This window comes from Pseudomonas sp. Z18(2022) (assembly GCF_036346535.1).
Taxonomy (GTDB): Bacteria; Pseudomonadota; Gammaproteobacteria; order Pseudomonadales; family Pseudomonadaceae; genus Aquipseudomonas; species Aquipseudomonas yamanorum_A.
This window is the reverse complement of the sequence record NZ_JAOTOA010000020.1, coordinates 47,902-62,975: the sequence shown is the minus strand read 5'-3', so window position 1 is coordinate 62,975 and position 15,074 is coordinate 47,902. Positions and strand designations below refer to the sequence as shown.

The 15,074-nt window shown below is 62.2% G+C and carries 11 protein-coding genes; 8 read left to right on the top strand and 3 right to left on the bottom strand.

Annotated elements, in window-relative coordinates; all coding sequences use genetic code 11:
- Positions 1 to 188: 188 nt before the first annotated feature.
- Positions 189 to 1,226 carry an alpha/beta hydrolase family protein gene (locus V3W39_RS27255; RefSeq protein ID WP_330213731.1) on the bottom strand — a complete coding sequence of 346 codons (1,038 nt, stop codon included), beginning with the start codon at positions 1,224 to 1,226 and terminating at the stop codon, positions 189 to 191.
- A 152-nt stretch (positions 1,227 to 1,378) separates the two neighbouring features.
- On the opposite strand from V3W39_RS27255, the gene V3W39_RS27250 reads away from it, so the two are divergent.
- The 5 genes from V3W39_RS27250 to V3W39_RS27230 all read left to right on the top strand — a co-directional run bounded on the left by V3W39_RS27250 (position 1,379) and on the right by V3W39_RS27230 (position 7,797).
- Positions 1,379 to 3,010, top strand: coding sequence for a sensor domain-containing diguanylate cyclase (locus tag V3W39_RS27250; RefSeq protein ID WP_330213730.1), 1,632 nt, complete (start codon positions 1,379 to 1,381; stop codon positions 3,008 to 3,010).
- Positions 3,011 to 3,132: 122 nt separating this feature from the next.
- Positions 3,133 to 3,666: an RNA polymerase sigma factor gene (locus V3W39_RS27245; RefSeq protein WP_177044196.1), complete on the top strand. Its 534-nt coding sequence runs from the start codon at positions 3,133 to 3,135 to the stop codon at positions 3,664 to 3,666.
- Positions 3,659 to 4,603 (top strand): FecR family protein, encoded by a 945-nt coding sequence (locus tag V3W39_RS27240; protein WP_330213729.1) that lies wholly within the window; start codon positions 3,659 to 3,661, stop codon positions 4,601 to 4,603. The genes V3W39_RS27245 and V3W39_RS27240 overlap by 8 nt, the downstream gene beginning before the upstream one ends.
- Before the next feature lie 106 nt (positions 4,604 to 4,709).
- Positions 4,710 to 7,127 (top strand): TonB-dependent siderophore receptor, encoded by a 2,418-nt coding sequence (locus tag V3W39_RS27235; RefSeq protein ID WP_177120972.1) that lies wholly within the window; start codon positions 4,710 to 4,712, stop codon positions 7,125 to 7,127.
- Positions 7,128 to 7,176: 49 nt separating this feature from the next.
- Positions 7,177 to 7,797: a LysE family translocator gene (locus V3W39_RS27230; RefSeq protein WP_177044199.1), complete on the top strand. Its 621-nt coding sequence runs from the start codon at positions 7,177 to 7,179 to the stop codon at positions 7,795 to 7,797.
- A 2-nt stretch (positions 7,798 to 7,799) separates the two neighbouring features.
- On the opposite strand, the gene V3W39_RS27225 is transcribed toward V3W39_RS27230, so the two are convergent.
- Positions 7,800 to 8,504: a CerR family C-terminal domain-containing protein gene (locus V3W39_RS27225; RefSeq protein ID WP_177120975.1), complete on the bottom strand. Its 705-nt coding sequence runs from the start codon at positions 8,502 to 8,504 to the stop codon at positions 7,800 to 7,802.
- 99 nt (positions 8,505 to 8,603) lie between these two features.
- On the opposite strand from V3W39_RS27225, the gene V3W39_RS27220 reads away from it, so the two are divergent.
- The 3 genes from V3W39_RS27220 to V3W39_RS27210 are packed head-to-tail and all read left to right on the top strand — an operon-like array spanning position 8,604 to position 12,704.
- Positions 8,604 to 9,716, top strand: a complete 1,113-nt coding sequence (locus V3W39_RS27220) for an HlyD family secretion protein (RefSeq protein WP_259197404.1) — start codon at positions 8,604 to 8,606, stop codon at positions 9,714 to 9,716.
- Complete coding sequence (locus V3W39_RS27215) at positions 9,709 to 11,289, top strand: DHA2 family efflux MFS transporter permease subunit (protein ID WP_177130366.1); 1,581 nt, start codon at positions 9,709 to 9,711, stop codon at positions 11,287 to 11,289. The genes V3W39_RS27220 and V3W39_RS27215 overlap by 8 nt, the downstream gene beginning before the upstream one ends.
- On the top strand, positions 11,286 to 12,704 hold the full coding sequence (locus tag V3W39_RS27210; protein WP_330213728.1) for an efflux transporter outer membrane subunit: 1,419 nt from the start codon (positions 11,286 to 11,288) through the stop codon (positions 12,702 to 12,704). The genes V3W39_RS27215 and V3W39_RS27210 overlap by 4 nt, the downstream gene beginning before the upstream one ends.
- Before the next feature lie 129 nt (positions 12,705 to 12,833).
- Here V3W39_RS27210 and V3W39_RS27205 read toward each other — a convergent pair whose 3' ends face one another.
- Positions 12,834 to 15,029 carry an OsmC domain/YcaO domain-containing protein gene (locus V3W39_RS27205; RefSeq protein ID WP_330213727.1) on the bottom strand — a complete coding sequence of 732 codons (2,196 nt, stop codon included), beginning with the start codon at positions 15,027 to 15,029 and terminating at the stop codon, positions 12,834 to 12,836.
- Positions 15,030 to 15,074 lie beyond the last annotated feature (45 nt).

Below are 15,074 nucleotides of genomic sequence, written 5' to 3'. Positions count from 1 at the left end.
TTCCCTGGCACACCGCGGCGATACCATCGCAGCCTCGCCAAGGCTCGACAACTCCCACATTGAAAAATACAGCACGCCGTACCTGATCACCCCGGTGCTGGGTTTTGCTATTACCTTCGCGATCATGTTCAGCATGGGTCTGCAGGCGCAAGGGCGCGAGCCTGGTGTTGTCCAAGGACATCTGACGGCTAGCGCAGGGATTGCTGCAGGAACTCACTGATCAGGGTGAGTACCTGCTGCTGGATCTGCGGCTTGGGACGGGCGCCCTTGGCATCCAGGCAGATGAAGCCTTCGCCGGGGTCGCTCTGTTCAATCCGCTCCACCGCGCCCGGCTTGCACAGGGGCAGGAAAGTGAAGTGGGTGGCGTCGCTGATTTCCACATAGTGCGAAGTATTCGGCGGCAGGCGCTTGGCCAGGTCGGCAGACTCCAGCGCGGCGGGCAACTCCGGGGACGGCGTGCCCGCCGCAATCACCAGTGTGGGCCGGTGCAGCGCCGCCAGGCTTGCATCGCTGAAGCCACGGGCGAAGCCCAGGTCCAGGGACACAATGGCGGCCACGCGCGGGTCGCTCAAGTCCTCGGCCAGGTGCTTTTTGGCCTGCTCGGTACGGCCGGCTTCGATCAGTTCATACGCCTTGCAAGGGGCGATCTGCGGATGCACCTTGCAGTCCTCGGTAAAGCGCTGCGGGTCAAAGCGGGCGCCGCCGACTTCCAGTGCGGTCCAGCCACCGAGGGAGTGCCCCACTACGGCGATCTTGTGCTGGGCCACTGCGCCAAAGCGCTTGGGCTGGGCGATCACCGCATCAATCACCCGACGGATATCGAGGGGGCGCTTCCAGAGCTCGGAGGCTGCGGGCTGTGTGCGGTCCTTGCTGGTGGTGCCGGGGTGGTTGGGCGAGGCGACGATATAACCCTGCCCGGCCAAGGCGCTGGCGAGCCAGGACTGGTTGATCCAGTTGCCGAAGATGCCGTGGGAAATCACCACCAACGGATGCTCGCCGGCGGCAGGCGCGGAGTCCTTCAAGGCAGGGGCGCCGACAAAGACCGGGTTGTCCGCGATCAGTTGTGGCGTGCCGGCGGCATTGGCCGGGTACCACACCGCCACCTGTAACGGCCTGCCGTGCTCCGCGTCTGGAATCACGATTTCCTGGAATCCGACTTTCACGTCATTGGCCTGGGCCAGGCTGGACACAACCATCAACAACAGCGCAGCACACAGCGTTTTCATCCTTGAGTTCCCTAAGTGGCTAAGCGCCATATTCTTGCACGGCCATCGTGGGAAAGCAGGTGTGAAATCAATGTGCGTATAAAGCATGAGGCTATGGAATCCATCCGAATGGTATGGCTACTATGTAAGAACACTCCTTTCAGATCCCTCCCATGATCAAAGCCAGCCTGCGTAGTCACCTGACCCTATGGTTTGCCGGTTTGTCGCTGCTGACATTGGTTAGCGTAGGTTTCTACGTTGGGCACATCGCCACTGAGCAACTGAAACTCGCCAGTGGCAACGCGCTGTTAAGCACCGCCCGTTCCACCGCCGCGCTGTTGGCGGTGCAACTGCGTGAACGCCAGTTGGAGGTGTCACTGCTCAGCCGCGCGCCGCTGTTCAGCCGTGGCAACCTGGACGATCCGGATATCCTGACCTCCATGGAACAGCGCACCCAGTCCCGCGCCGAGTATGCGTGGATGGGCGTGGCCGATACCGATGGGCGTGTGCGCCAGGCGGTGAATGGGCTGCTGGTGAACCAATCGGTAACGCAGCGCCCCTGGTTCCAGGCCGGCTTGCAGGGCAACTACACCGGCGATCCCCACGAGGCGGTTCTGCTGGCCAAGCTGCTGCCGGGCGCCAACGGCGAGCCCTGGCGCTTCATCGATTTTGCCGCGCCGATTCGCAACGCCGAAGGCAAGGTGATTGGGGTACTGGGGGCTCACGCCCATTGGACCTGGGTGACGCAAATTGTCGAGGCCGCCAAAGGGACCGCGCCGGACATCGAGGCCCTGATCATCGACAACGACGGCAAGGTGCTCTACCCGGAACAACTGGCCGGCCAGCAACTGCCCCAGGACCGCCTGGCCAATGATACCGGCTGGTCGGTCGACAACGGCTACGTGACCAGCGCCGTGGCGGTGCCCAGCCCGTCGAATTCCAGCCTGACGTGGTACATCGTGATGCGCCAGCCGCTGGAAATCGCCCTGCAACCCGCCCGCGTGCTGCTCTACAAGCTGCTGCTGTTGGGCGTGATCGCGGCGGTGGTTTTCGGCTTCGTGGCGTATTACCTGGCGTCCTACCTCAGCCGGCCTATCGAGGAGCTGGCGCGCTCGGCCAAACAGGTCCAGGACCAACAGCCCGGTGCCTACTTCCCCCAGGACCATTTCGTGCGGGAGATCGCCCAGCTCGGGCGCTCGATCAAAAGCATGACGCAGTCCCTGCTTGGCAAGGAGCGCGAACTACAAGAGACCAACGCGTCGCTAGAGGCCACGGTCGCCCAACGCACCATCGCCCTCACCCAGGCCAACGCCGAGTTGCTGAACCTGGCCAGCCACGATGCGCTGACTGGCGTCTACAACCGTCGGCGCTTCGATGAAAAACTTGCCGAATACAGCCTTTTGTTCCAGCGCAGCGGGCGTGCCTTCGCGCTGCTGCTGATCGACGTTGATCATTTCAAGCGGATCAACGATACCCATGGGCATGCGGTCGGGGATGACGTGCTGCGCCACCTCGCACAGTTGACCCAGGAAACTATCCGCACCACCGACTTTGTGGCCCGCTACGGCGGTGAAGAGTTTGCGGTGCTGCTGCCGGAATTCGAAGCCCCGGACAGCCCCGATGGGGTGGCCGAGAAGATTCGTGCGGCCATTGCCGGGGCGCAGTTTGAGACGGTCGGGCAAGTCACGGTGAGTATTGGCATCGGCCTCGCCGAGGCTTCGGACAGCGACACAACGGTGCTGATCAGGCGTGCGGACCAGCAGTTGTATCGGGCCAAATCATCAGGGCGTAATCAGGTAGCGTGAGTCATCCTGACGGCCAGCCGCCCAGGACACAGCAGTGCTCTTTCGGCCCCAAACCATGCTAGTAATGATATTTAATCTCATTATAATGCCCAGCTTTCGCGCATAGGGCAGTGTGGGGCGTTATGGATAACGGGGACAGTCAGCACAAACTGAGCGCGCTATTTATCGGCCAGCGCCCTGCACTGGTTCGCATGCTCGCCCGAGTCACCGGCTGCGCCAGCCTGGCCGAAGACCTTGCCCAGGAAACCTACCTCAAGGTGGCCAAGGCGCTGAGCGCCAGGCCCATCGAACATATCCGTCCATTCCTGTACCAGACCGCGCAGTACCTGGCGTTTGATCACTTGCGCAGCCAGCGCAGCAAGCGGCGCTTCGAATGCCAGGTCGCGGATGAAAGCTACCTCGCGCAGATACCTACATCTGCCCCGGGCCCGGACAACCATGCGCAAAGCCAGCAGCAACTCAAGCGCTTCGAGCAAGTGCTTGCGACCCTGCCCAAGCGCCAGCAGCAAATATTGATCCTCGATAAACTGCGGGGCTTTTCCAAAGCGCAGATTGCACAGCAACTGGACGTGTCCTTGAGTACCGTCGAAAAAGACCTGCGCAGTGCGCTCGATGCCTGTACCAGAGCCACTCAGGAGCAGGCTTGCGATGACTGATTCAATCGAAGTGGCTCGCCAACAAGCCACCGACTGGTTTGCCCGACGCGATGAAGTGGCCGGCAATCCGTTGCTGCGCCATCAGTTCGAGCAATGGCGTAACGCGTCAAACGCTCACGCACAGGCGTATCAAGCCCTCGAAACGATGTGGAACGACCTCGCCTTCGAACAAGCCCTGCGCAACCTTGAGACCAGCCTGCACATCCCTGAACGCCCGCGTGCCAGGCGCCGCCGGTCGCGACTTTTCGCGGTGGCTGCCTCGCTGTTGATCATGCTGGTCGGCGGATGGATCGCCGATGTGCCCATGCGCCTGCGCGCCGATCACATGACCTCGGTTGCCGAGGTCCAGCGCCTGACCCTGGAGGACGGTTCGCAGATCGTCCTCGGCAGCCACAGCGCCATCAGCACTCACATGAAGGGTCCGCAGCGACAGATCCGTCTGTTGCGCGGCGAGGTGTTTATCCAGGCGTTCCATGACGCATCTCGCCCGATGATTGTTGAAAGTGCAGGTGCCAAAGTCACCGTCGTCGGCACTCAATTCAGCGTGGCGCTGAACCATCTGGATGTCACCGTGGCGGTGCGCGAAGGCCGGGTCAACGTTGCCGACAGCAGCGGCCAGCAAAACCTGTTACTGGCGGGTAGCTGGCAGCAACTCAAGCAGGATCATCTGCAGGACGCCCACACCGAAGGTGCAGAGCGGCAAATGGCCTGGGTCAACGGGCGCCTGTCGTTTCAGGACGCGCCGCTGGCCGAAGTGCTCGACACCCTCAAACGCTACTACCCTGCCCCGATCTGGCTGCTCGACGCCGAGGCGGCAAAGGTTCGGGTCAGCGGCAATTACCGGCTGGATGACCCGCTGGCCATCGTCCAGGCATTGAGCAAGGTCGCCGCGACCCACGTCACCCAACTACCCGGAAAAGTGCTGGTCATCCACTAAGCCGGACAGCCCGTAGCGTTTTATGAAAAAAGTTTTACGGGTTTCAAAGTCTCAACCCGTCAGGGGTTTGTTATTGCAAACAATTCCTATTCGTTACGGGGCTCGTATGTACTTTCCAACTCTCCACTCGACGCACGCTCGCAGCGCGCTGGCGCTCGCGGTTTTCCTGGCATGCGCGCAGGCAACGGCGGCCGAACCCAACACCGCGCCCGTCGCAAGCGACCAGTCGAAAACCTACGCGCTGGCCATCCCCCGGCAGCCCCTGGCCAACGCGCTGGATCAGTTGAGCGAGCAAAGCGGCCTGCAGATCGTCTACTCATCGGACCTCGCCGCCGGCATCGAGTCCCCTGCCATCAACGGCACCATGACCACGCGCCAGGCCTTGGCCAAACTGCTGGCCGGCACGCGCCTGCGGGTTGAGCAGCACGGCGACAATGCGGTGATGCTCGAAGCATTGCCGGCCACGGGCGCCCTGGAGTTGGGCGCCACCCACGTGGTCAGCAACCAGCTCGGCACTGTTACCGAAGGCTCCGGTTCCTACACGCCGGGCACTATCGCCACCGCCACGCGCCTGGTGCTGACACCCCGGGAGACGCCGCAGTCGATTTCCGTAGTGACGCGCCAGGCCATGGACGACTTCGGCCTCAAATCCATCGACGACGTGATGCGCCATACCCCGGGCATCACCGTGGCGACCTATGACAGCGACCGCACCAGCTACTATTCCCGTGGTTTCGCCATCCAGAACTTCCAGTACGACGGCATTCCGATTCTCCAGGATGCGCAATATTCCTCCGGCCATACCCTCACCGACACCGTCATCTACGACCGGGTGGAAGTGCTCAAGGGTGCCACGGGATTGTTGACCGGCGCCGGCGGCCCCGGCGGCACCATCAACATGGTGCGCAAGAAACCCACCGCCGAGTTCAAGGGCTACGTGGACCTGGGTGCGGGCTCATGGGACAACTACCGCTCGGAAATCGACGTCAGCGGGCCCCTCACCGAGACCGGCAATGTGCGCGGACGCGCCGTCGCGGCGTATCAGGACAAGCACTCGTTCATCGACCACTACCAGCGCCAGACGAGTGTCTACTACGGGATTCTGGAGTTCGACCTGGCGCCGGATACCTTGCTGACCGTCGGCGCCGATTATCAGGACAGTGATCCGCAAGGCTCCAGTTGGTCGGGCAGCGCCTCGTTGTTCAATTCCAAGGGCCAACCCATCAGCAACTCCCGCTCGTTCAACAACGGGGCCAAGTTCAGCAGCTGGGAGCAGTACACCCGCACCGTGTTCTCGACCCTGGAACATAACTTCGACAATGGCTGGATGGTCAAAGGCCAATACAATCACCAGATCAACGGCTACCACGCGCCACTGGCCGCACTGCTCGACCCTGACGCCGTCACCGGCAAGGCGCAGATGCTGACGCGCAAGTACACCGGCGAGACCACCAGCGACACCGGCGACCTGTATGCCAGCGGGCCCTTCAGCCTGTTTGGCCGCGAACACCAACTGGTGCTGGGCACCTCGGTATCGCGCTCGCGCTGGCTGGGCCGTGACTACACCAACGCCACCAACCTCAACAACAGCTACGACTACTTTGGCTGGGACGGCGATGCGCCCGAACCGGATTGGGGCCCGCAGACCAAACGTAATGATGAAACCACCCGTCAGAGCGCCAACTACGCCACCGGCCGCTTCAGCCTGGCCGACGACCTGACCCTGCTGCTCGGTGCCCGCGTCAACAACTACGAAGTCAGCGGCACCAGCCAGATCAAGGACACCGGTAAAGTCGTGCCCTACGCCGGTGTGGTGTACGACCTCGACGATAATTTCTCGGCCTATGCCAGCTATACCGAAATCTACCTGCCCCAGGATGACTACCGGGATGGCAACGACAAGCCACTCAATCCGGACGAAGGCAAGAACTACGAGATCGGCCTCAAGGGTGAGTTCTTCGACGGGGGCCTGAACGCCAGCCTCGCCTACTTCGAAGTGCATGAGGAAAACAAGCCGGTGGACGATCTGGACTATGTCGCCAACAGCTACCCAGGGCTTGATTACGCGTCCAAGGGCGTCAAGGCCAAGACCAAGGGTTATGAGGCGGAGGTCACCGGTGAAGTGGCGCCGGGCTGGCAACTGGCGGCAGGCTACACCCACAAGATCATGCGCGATCAGGCGGGCGATAAACTCTCCACCTGGGAGCCGGAGGACCAGGTCAACCTCTACACCACCTACAAGCTGAAGGGGCCGCTGGACAAGCTGACCCTCGGCAGCGGCGTGCGCTGGCAGGGCACGGGCTGGAAGATCCTCGAACACAATGGCATCAAGGAGAAGTTTTCCCAGGACCCGTTGTGGCTGGTGGACGTGATGGCGCGCTACCAGATCACCGACAAATTGTCGGCCACCCTCAACGTCAACAACGTGTTCGACAAGTCTTACTACACCAACATCGGTTTTTATAACTCGTCGTATTACGGTGACCCGCGCAACGTGATGCTGAGCACCCGCTGGAATTTCTGACAGAGGGCCTGTTAACGTGGGCGGGTGCCCACTTCGACGTGCCCTGCCCATGTCCATCGCCGATAACCTGCTCGCCTTCACCTTCGCCGCGACGCTGTTGACCCTCACACCCGGGCTGGACACGGCCCTGGTGTTGCGCACCGCAACGGTCGAAGGCAAACAACAGGCGTTGCGCGCCACCCTGGGCATCAACGCCGGGTGTTTACTGTGGGGCGCAGCGGTGGCCTTTGGGCTGGGCGCGCTGATTGCCGTGTCCGAGGTGGCCTTCAACGTCTTGAAGTACTGCGGCGCCGCTTACCTGGCGTGGCTCGGCTTGAACATGCTGGTGCGCCCGCGCCGCTCATTGGCGTCTGTGGAGGCCGACGGAAAACCCGGCGCCAACTGGTTCCTGAAAGGCATGCTGGGCAACGTCCTGAATCCCAAGGTCGGGATTTTCTACGTGTCGTTCCTGCCGCAGTTCATTCCCCAGGGGCATTCGCTGGTGGGATGGACCTTTGGCCTGGTCAGCATCCATGTGCTGATCAGCCTGGTCTGGTCACTGATACTGATAGGCGCCACGCAGCCACTGGCCGGCGTGCTGCGGCGCGAAAAGGTGATCCAGTGGATGGACCGCACCACCGGCATGATCTTTGTGCTGTTTGCCGCCCGGCTGGCCTTCAGCAAGCGCTGAGGTCAGCGCCGGTCCCGGTGCCGCACCAGGCCTTCGAGGGTAAACCGCGCCTGCATCAGCACCACATCCCGCACCAACTCCATTTCCTTCTGGTTCACTTCCGTCCAGTTCAGGGCCGAGAGCAGCTTGGGCTTCTGCACCCGAAAGGCCAGGCCCTGGGTGAACAGCGCCATGGAGTGGATCACCGTACGCTCGTCGTCGACCGCAAGGCCGGCCAGGCGTGCGATCAACAGGCGGATCACATTGGCAATGCGCGATTTGAAGCGCTCTTCAAAGGCCATCGTCGCGCTTTCCGGGCACAGGCCGGCTTGATGGCGATCCATAAACGCACGCCACGCGGTGGTTTGGGGGCTGTCCTGAATCGTCGAGACCACCGTGCCGAGGATGCCCAATGAGACTTCGATCAGCGCCTGATCGTTGACCTCAGGGTCGGCCAGCGCGCTTTCCGCCGCTTCAACGGAGGGCGACATCTTTCGCCATAGCAGCGCAATCAAATGCTCGACGCAGGCCAGATACACGCCCTCCTTGCCATCGAAGTAGTACTGGATCGCCGGTGCATTGACCCCGGCGGCGTTCGCAATATCCCGCGTGGACGCGCCGTCGTAGCCGCGCTCGCCAAATACCTCAACGGCAGCCTCGACGATCCGCGCGCGGGTTTCCTCGCCCCGCTGATAACCCCCTTCGGCGGCTGGTTTGTGTCGTGCCATGTGCAACTCCATTTTTTTAACGTAACCAAAATATACCAGTTGACAAATTTTCGTGGAAAAACGAATTTATTCCAACTGATATAAAACTGGAGTGACTTGATGTCCGCTGCACCTCCCTCTTCTCAGGTCATTCCTGATACCACCGTCAACGGCCAACGCGGCAAAGCCCGAGGCATCCTGCTCACACTCGCCGGCGCAGCGCTGTTGGCCGGGCTGGCATGGGGCGCCTGGTGGTGGCTCACCGGACGGTTTATCGAGACCACCGACGACGCCTACCTGCAAGCCGACAGCATCAGCGTGGCGCCGAAAATCAACGGCTACGTGGCCGAAGTGCTGGTGGCCGACAACCAGAACGTCAAGCGTGGCGACGTGCTGGTACGCCTGGACGCCCGCAAATACCAGGCGGTCAGTGACGAAGCCTCGGCGACGATTGCAGCCCGCGAGGCCGACTTTGCCAAGGCCCAGGCCGACCTGGTGCAGCAGGACTCGACCATCGCCGAAGCCCGCGCCCAACTGCAAGGTGCGCAGGCCGATGCCCAGCATGCCCAAAGCGAAGTCGCGCGTTATGCACCGCTGGCGCGCTCCGGGGCCGAGCCTGAAGAACGCCTGGCCCAGCTCAACAACCAACTGGCCCAGGCCCGCAGTACCGTGGCCGCCAAGCAGGCGGCGTTGCGCTCCAGCCAGACCCGCTATGGCACCCTCGAAGCCCAGCTCAAGCAAGCCCAGGCGCAACTCGGGGTGGCCAAGGCCAGCGAGGCCCAAAGCCAGCTGGATGTGGACGACGCGGTGATCCGCAGCCCGCTCGACGGGCGCATCGCCGACCGTGGCGTGCGTGTCGGCCAATACGTGCAGCCGGGCACACGCCTGCTGACCGTGGTGCCGGTGAGCGCGATCTACCTGACCGCCAACTACAAGGAAACCCAGATCGGCGAGATGCACACCGGGCAGGTCGTGACCGTGCACGTAGACGCGCTGCCGGGCCACGACATCCAGGGCCATATCGACAGCCTGTCCCCCGGCACCGGCGCACAGTTCGCCTTGCTGCCACCGTCGAACGCCACCGGTAACTTCACCAAGATCGTGCAGCGGGTGCCCGTGCGGATTTCCCTCGACCTGCCGGATGACGACGTTCGCCAGGCGCTGGTGCCCGGCTTGTCCGCCACCGTGGAAGTCGACACCCGCACCCACAAGGCAGATGCCAACCATGGCTGAAGCCATTTTGACCGAGGTGCCCGCGGACAAACCGCGCAACGCCTCGCTGACGGACTGGATCGCGGTCGCCGCCGGTTCGCTGGGGGCATTGCTGGCGACCCTGGACATCTCGATCACCAACTCGGCCCTGCCGCAGATCCAGGGCCAGATTGGCGCCACCGGCACGGAAGGCACGTGGATCGCCACCGGTTACCTGATGTCGGAAATCGTCATGATTCCCCTCGCCGCCTGGCTGACCCGGGTGTTCGGCCTGCGCCGGTTCCTGATCGGCACCGCGTTGATGTTCACGTTTTTCTCGATGTTCTGCGGGCTGTCTTCAAGCCTCGGCGCGATGATCGCCGGGCGCATCGGCCAGGGTTTTGCCGGCGGCGCGATGATCCCGACCGCACAGACCATCGTGCGCACCCGCCTGCCCGCTCACCAGCTGGCAATCGGCACCACGATGTTCGGCATGACGGTGATTCTCGGCCCGCTGTTGGGCCCGGTGATTGGCGGATGGCTCACGGAAAACATCAACTGGCGCTGGTGTTTCTTTATCAACCTGCCCGTCAGCATCACCCTGATTACCCTGCTGATCACCGGCCTGCCGAGTGAGCGGATGAACCTTCAACAGTTCATCAAGGCCGACTGGCTGGGCATCCTCGGCCTGGCCATGGGCTTGAGTTCGCTCACCGTGGTGCTGGAGGAAGGCCAGCGTGAGCATTGGTTCGACTCACAGTTGATCATCTGGCTGAGCATCACGATGGTGGTCGGTTTCTTTCTGATTGCCGTCGGGCAGGTTCGGTCGAGTACGCCGATCCTGCGCCTGCAACTGGTGCTTAACCGCAGCTTTGGCAGTGTGCTGCTGATTGCCACGGCGGTCGGCGCCGGGCTGTATGGCACGGCTTACCTGGTGCCGCAGTTCCTTGGCATCCTGTCGGGATATAACGCGCAGCAATCGGGTTCGATCATGTTGCTGTCGGGCATTCCGGCGTTTCTGCTGATGCCGATTTTGCCGAGAATGCTCGGCCGCCTGGACCTCAGGATGATGGTCGGCGTGGGCCTGTTGATGTACTGGGCCAGCTGTTTTCTCGACACCCAGCTCACCGCCCAAAGCGTCGGGCATGATTTCTACTGGTCGCAAATCCTGCGGGGCTTCGGGCAGATCCTGGTGATGATGCCCCTCAGCCAGCTGTCCATGCGCTCGGTAGAGGCGCGAGACGCCGGTGATGCGGCCGGGCTCTACAACATGTCACGCAACCTCGGCGGCACCCTGGGGCTGGCGCTGCTGGGTGTACTGATGGATCGGCGCAGCCACTTTCATGACGACATGCTGCGCGAAGGCATCCAGGCCAACACCCAGCTGACCCAAGACCAAATGGCCAGCGACACCGCCAGCTACCTGGCACAAACCGGTGATCCGTCTACCGCATCGCTGCAAGCCCTCAGTCACCTGGCCAGCGACATCGCCCAGCAAGCGGCAGTGATGGCCTACAACGACGCGTTCTACGTGCTGGGACTCGCCATGCTGGCGTGCCTTCCCCTGATCTTCATCCTGAAAAAGCGCGCGGCGCAGGCAGGCCAACGAACATGATTTATCGCTCACTTCCCCTGCTCTTCACCGTCGGCCTGCTAGCGGCCTGCACCGTGGGGCCGGACTACCACGGCGCGCCGGATGCCGCGCCAAAAACCCTGGCGGCCGGACGCTTGCCTCACGCAGGCAGCGAGTCGAGTACGCCGGGTGTCGCCCAGTGGTGGCAAACCCTCGGTGACCCGCAACTCAACCAACTGGTGGCCCAGGCGCTGCAAAACAGCCCGGACATGGCGACTGCCCAGGCCCGACTCAAGCAATCGCGCGCCAGCCTGAGCGGCGCCAACGCCGACGCCCTGCCCAAGATCACCGGCGATGCCGCGATGCTCAAACTGCGCTCCCCCGACACGTCGGCGCTGGGTGGCAACGGTGGCGGCGGACGCGGGCCATTGAGTCTTTACCTCGCCGGCTTTGATGCCAGCTGGGAGGCCGATCTGTTTGGCGGCACCCGCCGTGCAATCGAGGCAGCCCAAGCCGAAAACGACGCGTCACAGGCGCAGTTGGCCGATGCCCAGGTACAACTGGCCGCCGAGGTGGTGCAGACCTATGCCGACCTGCGCGACCAACAGGCGCGGCTCGCGCTGGTGGATGCCAGTGTCGACACCGAGGAGCAGGCGCTGGACCTGACCCAACAACGGCGCAGTCGTGGCGTGGCCTCACAGCTGCAACTGGAACAGGTGCTGACCCAGGCGGAAAACACTCGGGCTCAACGCCTGCCGCTGCAAGCGTCAATCGTCGAGGCGGTGGATCAGTTGAACCTGCTGTGCGGCCTCGAGCCGGGCGAGCTGGATGCACAGCTCAGCACGCCTCGCGCCCTGCCCGCCATCCCGAGCCAGGTGCCGTTTGCCGACCCGGCGACGATCCTCAAAGCCCGGCCCGATATCCGCGTTGCCGAGCGCCAACTGGCCTCCAGCAACGCGCAGATCGGCGAGAAAACCGCCGACTGGTTTCCCAAACTCAGCCTGATGGGTGACCTGTCATTCTCGGCGGCGGATCCCGGGCACCTGGCGCGCAAGGACAGCGGCACCTGGTTGCTGTTGCCACGGCTGACCTGGAACGCCCTGGATTTCGGCCGGGTGGCGGCCAGTGTCAAAGGTGCGCAAGCCGGCCGCGATGAAGCCCTCGCCCACTACAAAAGCGTGGTGTTGAGTGCATTGCGTGATGCGGATGTGGCGTTGGCCCGGTATGGCAACCAGCGGCAGAACGTGGTGTTGCTGAGGAATGTGGAGTCGTCGGCGGTACGGGCGGCGGACCTGACGCGCCAGCGTTATAAAGCAGGCACGGCGAGTACGCTGGACTGGCTGGACGCGGAACGTACGCGGTACCAGGCTCAGGAAAGCCGGATTTCCGGGGATGCGGCGTTGCTCAAGGACTTTGCGTCGTTGCACAAGGCGCTCGGGCTGGGATGGACGTTGTAACGCTTCAGGACGACGCATAACCCTGTGGGAGCTGGCTTGCCTGCGATGGCATCAACCGGGTGTAGCAGATACACCGAGTTGTCGGCATCGCAGGCAAGCCAGCTCCCACAGGGGTTCTTCATCGACAGGTTAGTGCGCAGTATTAGCCCGAGCCGAATGCAGCTTCTTGTAGCTGTCAATCAACCGCAGGTGCCGATCCAGCCCTTCCAGCTTCATGCTCGTCGGCGTCAACCCGTAGAACCGCACACTGCCGTTCACCGAGCCAATCGCCGCATCCATCCGCTCGTTGCCAAACATCCTCCGGAAGTTGACTTCGTAATCCGCCAGCTCCAGGTCTTCGTCCAGTTCCATCTCCAGCACCGCATTCACGGCCTGGTAGAACAACCCGCGCTCAACCGTGTTGTCGTTGTACTGCTGGAACATTTCCACCAGTTCCTTGGCTTCTTCAAACTGCTGCAACGCCAGGTAAATCAGCAGCTTCAATTCCAGAATCGTCAGCTGACCCCACGCCGTATTGTCATCAAATTCGATGCCGATCAAGGTGGGGATGTCGGTGTAGTCGTCCAGCTCGCTTTCCACCAGACGCTCAACCAGGCCCTTCAACTCGGCTTCGTCGAGGCGATGCAGGTTCAGGATGTCTTCGCGGAAAAACAGCGCCTTGTTGGTGTTGTCCCAGATCAGATCGTCGATCGGATAGATCTCCGAATAGTCCGGCACCAGGATCCGGCAGGCGGTCGCGCCAATGTGCTCGTACACCGCCATGTACACTTCCTTGCCCATGCCTTCGAGGATGCCGAACAACGTCGCGGCCTCTTCGGCGTTGGAGTTTTCACCCTGGCCGGAGAAGTCCCATTCGACGAACTCGTAATCCGACTTGGAACTGAAGAAGCGCCACGACACCACGCCGCTGGAGTCGATGAAATGTTCCACAAAGTTGTTCGGCTCGGTCACCGCGTGGCCTTCAAACGTCGGCTGCGGCAAGTCGTTCAGGCCTTCGAAACTGCGGCCTTGCAGCAGCTCGGTCAGGCTGCGCTCCAGCGCGACTTCCAGGCTTGGGTGCGCGCCGAACGAGGCAAATACACCGCCGGTGCGCGGGTTCATCAAGGTCACGCACATTACCGGGAATTCGCCGCCCAGGGACGCGTCCTTGACCAGCACCGGGAAGCCCTGGGCTTCCAGGCCCTGGATACCGGCCAGGATGCCGGGGTATTTCGCCAGCACTTCCTGGGGCACATCCGGCAGCGCAAATTCACCTTCGATGATTTCACGCTTCACGGCGCGCTCGAAGATCTCCGACAGGCACTGCACCTGGGCTTCAGCCAGGGTGTTACCCGCACTCATGCCGTTGCTCAGGTACAGGTTTTCGATCAGGTTGGACGGGAAATACACCAACTCACCATCGGACTGGCGCACGAACGGCAGCGAAACAATCCCGCGTTCTTCGTTGCCGGAGTTGGTGTCGTAGAGGTGCGAACCGCGCAGCTCGCCGTCGCGGTTGTAGATGTGCAGGCAGTGCGCGTCGAGGATTTCCGGCGGCAGTTCGTCTTTACGGCCGGGCTTGAACCAGCGCTCGTCCGGGTAATGCACGAACGCCGCGTTGGCGATGTCTTCACCCCAGAACTGGTCGTTGTAGAAGAAGTTGCAGTTCAACCGCTCGATAAACTCGCCCAGTGCCGACGCCAGTGCGCCTTCCTTGGTCGCACCCTTGCCGTTGGTAAAGCACATCGGTGAGTGCGCATCGCGGATATGCAGCGACCACACGTTGGGCACGATATTGCGCCACGACGCGATTTCGATCTTCATGCCCAGGCCCGCCAGGATGGCCGACATGTTGGCGATGGTTGTTTCCAGCGGCAGGTCCTTGCCCGCGATGTAAGTGCCTGCATCGGACGCCGCGCTCGGCATCAACAACGCCTGGGCATCGGCGTCGAGGTTTTCCACTTCCTCGATCACAAACTCCGGCCCGGCCTGCACCACTTTTTTCACGGTGCAACGGTCGATGGATCGCAAGATGCCCTGGCGGTCCTTATCGGAGATGTCCGCCGGCAACTCCACCTGGATCTTGAAGATCTGGTTGTAGCGGTTTTCCGGATCGACGATGTTGTTCTGCGACAGGCGAATGTTGTCGGTGGGGATGTTGCGGGTTTCGCAGTACAACTTCACAAAGTAAGCCGCACACAACGCCGACGACGCCAGGAAGTAATCGAACGGACCGGGGGCCGAGCCATCGCCCTTGTAGCGAATAGGCTGGTCGGCCACCACGGTGAAGTCGTCGAACTTGGCTTCAAGTCGAAGGTTGTCGAGAAAATTGACCTTGATTTCCATGCGGGATTACCAGAATAGCGAGCAAAATATGGCCGCCATTATCCG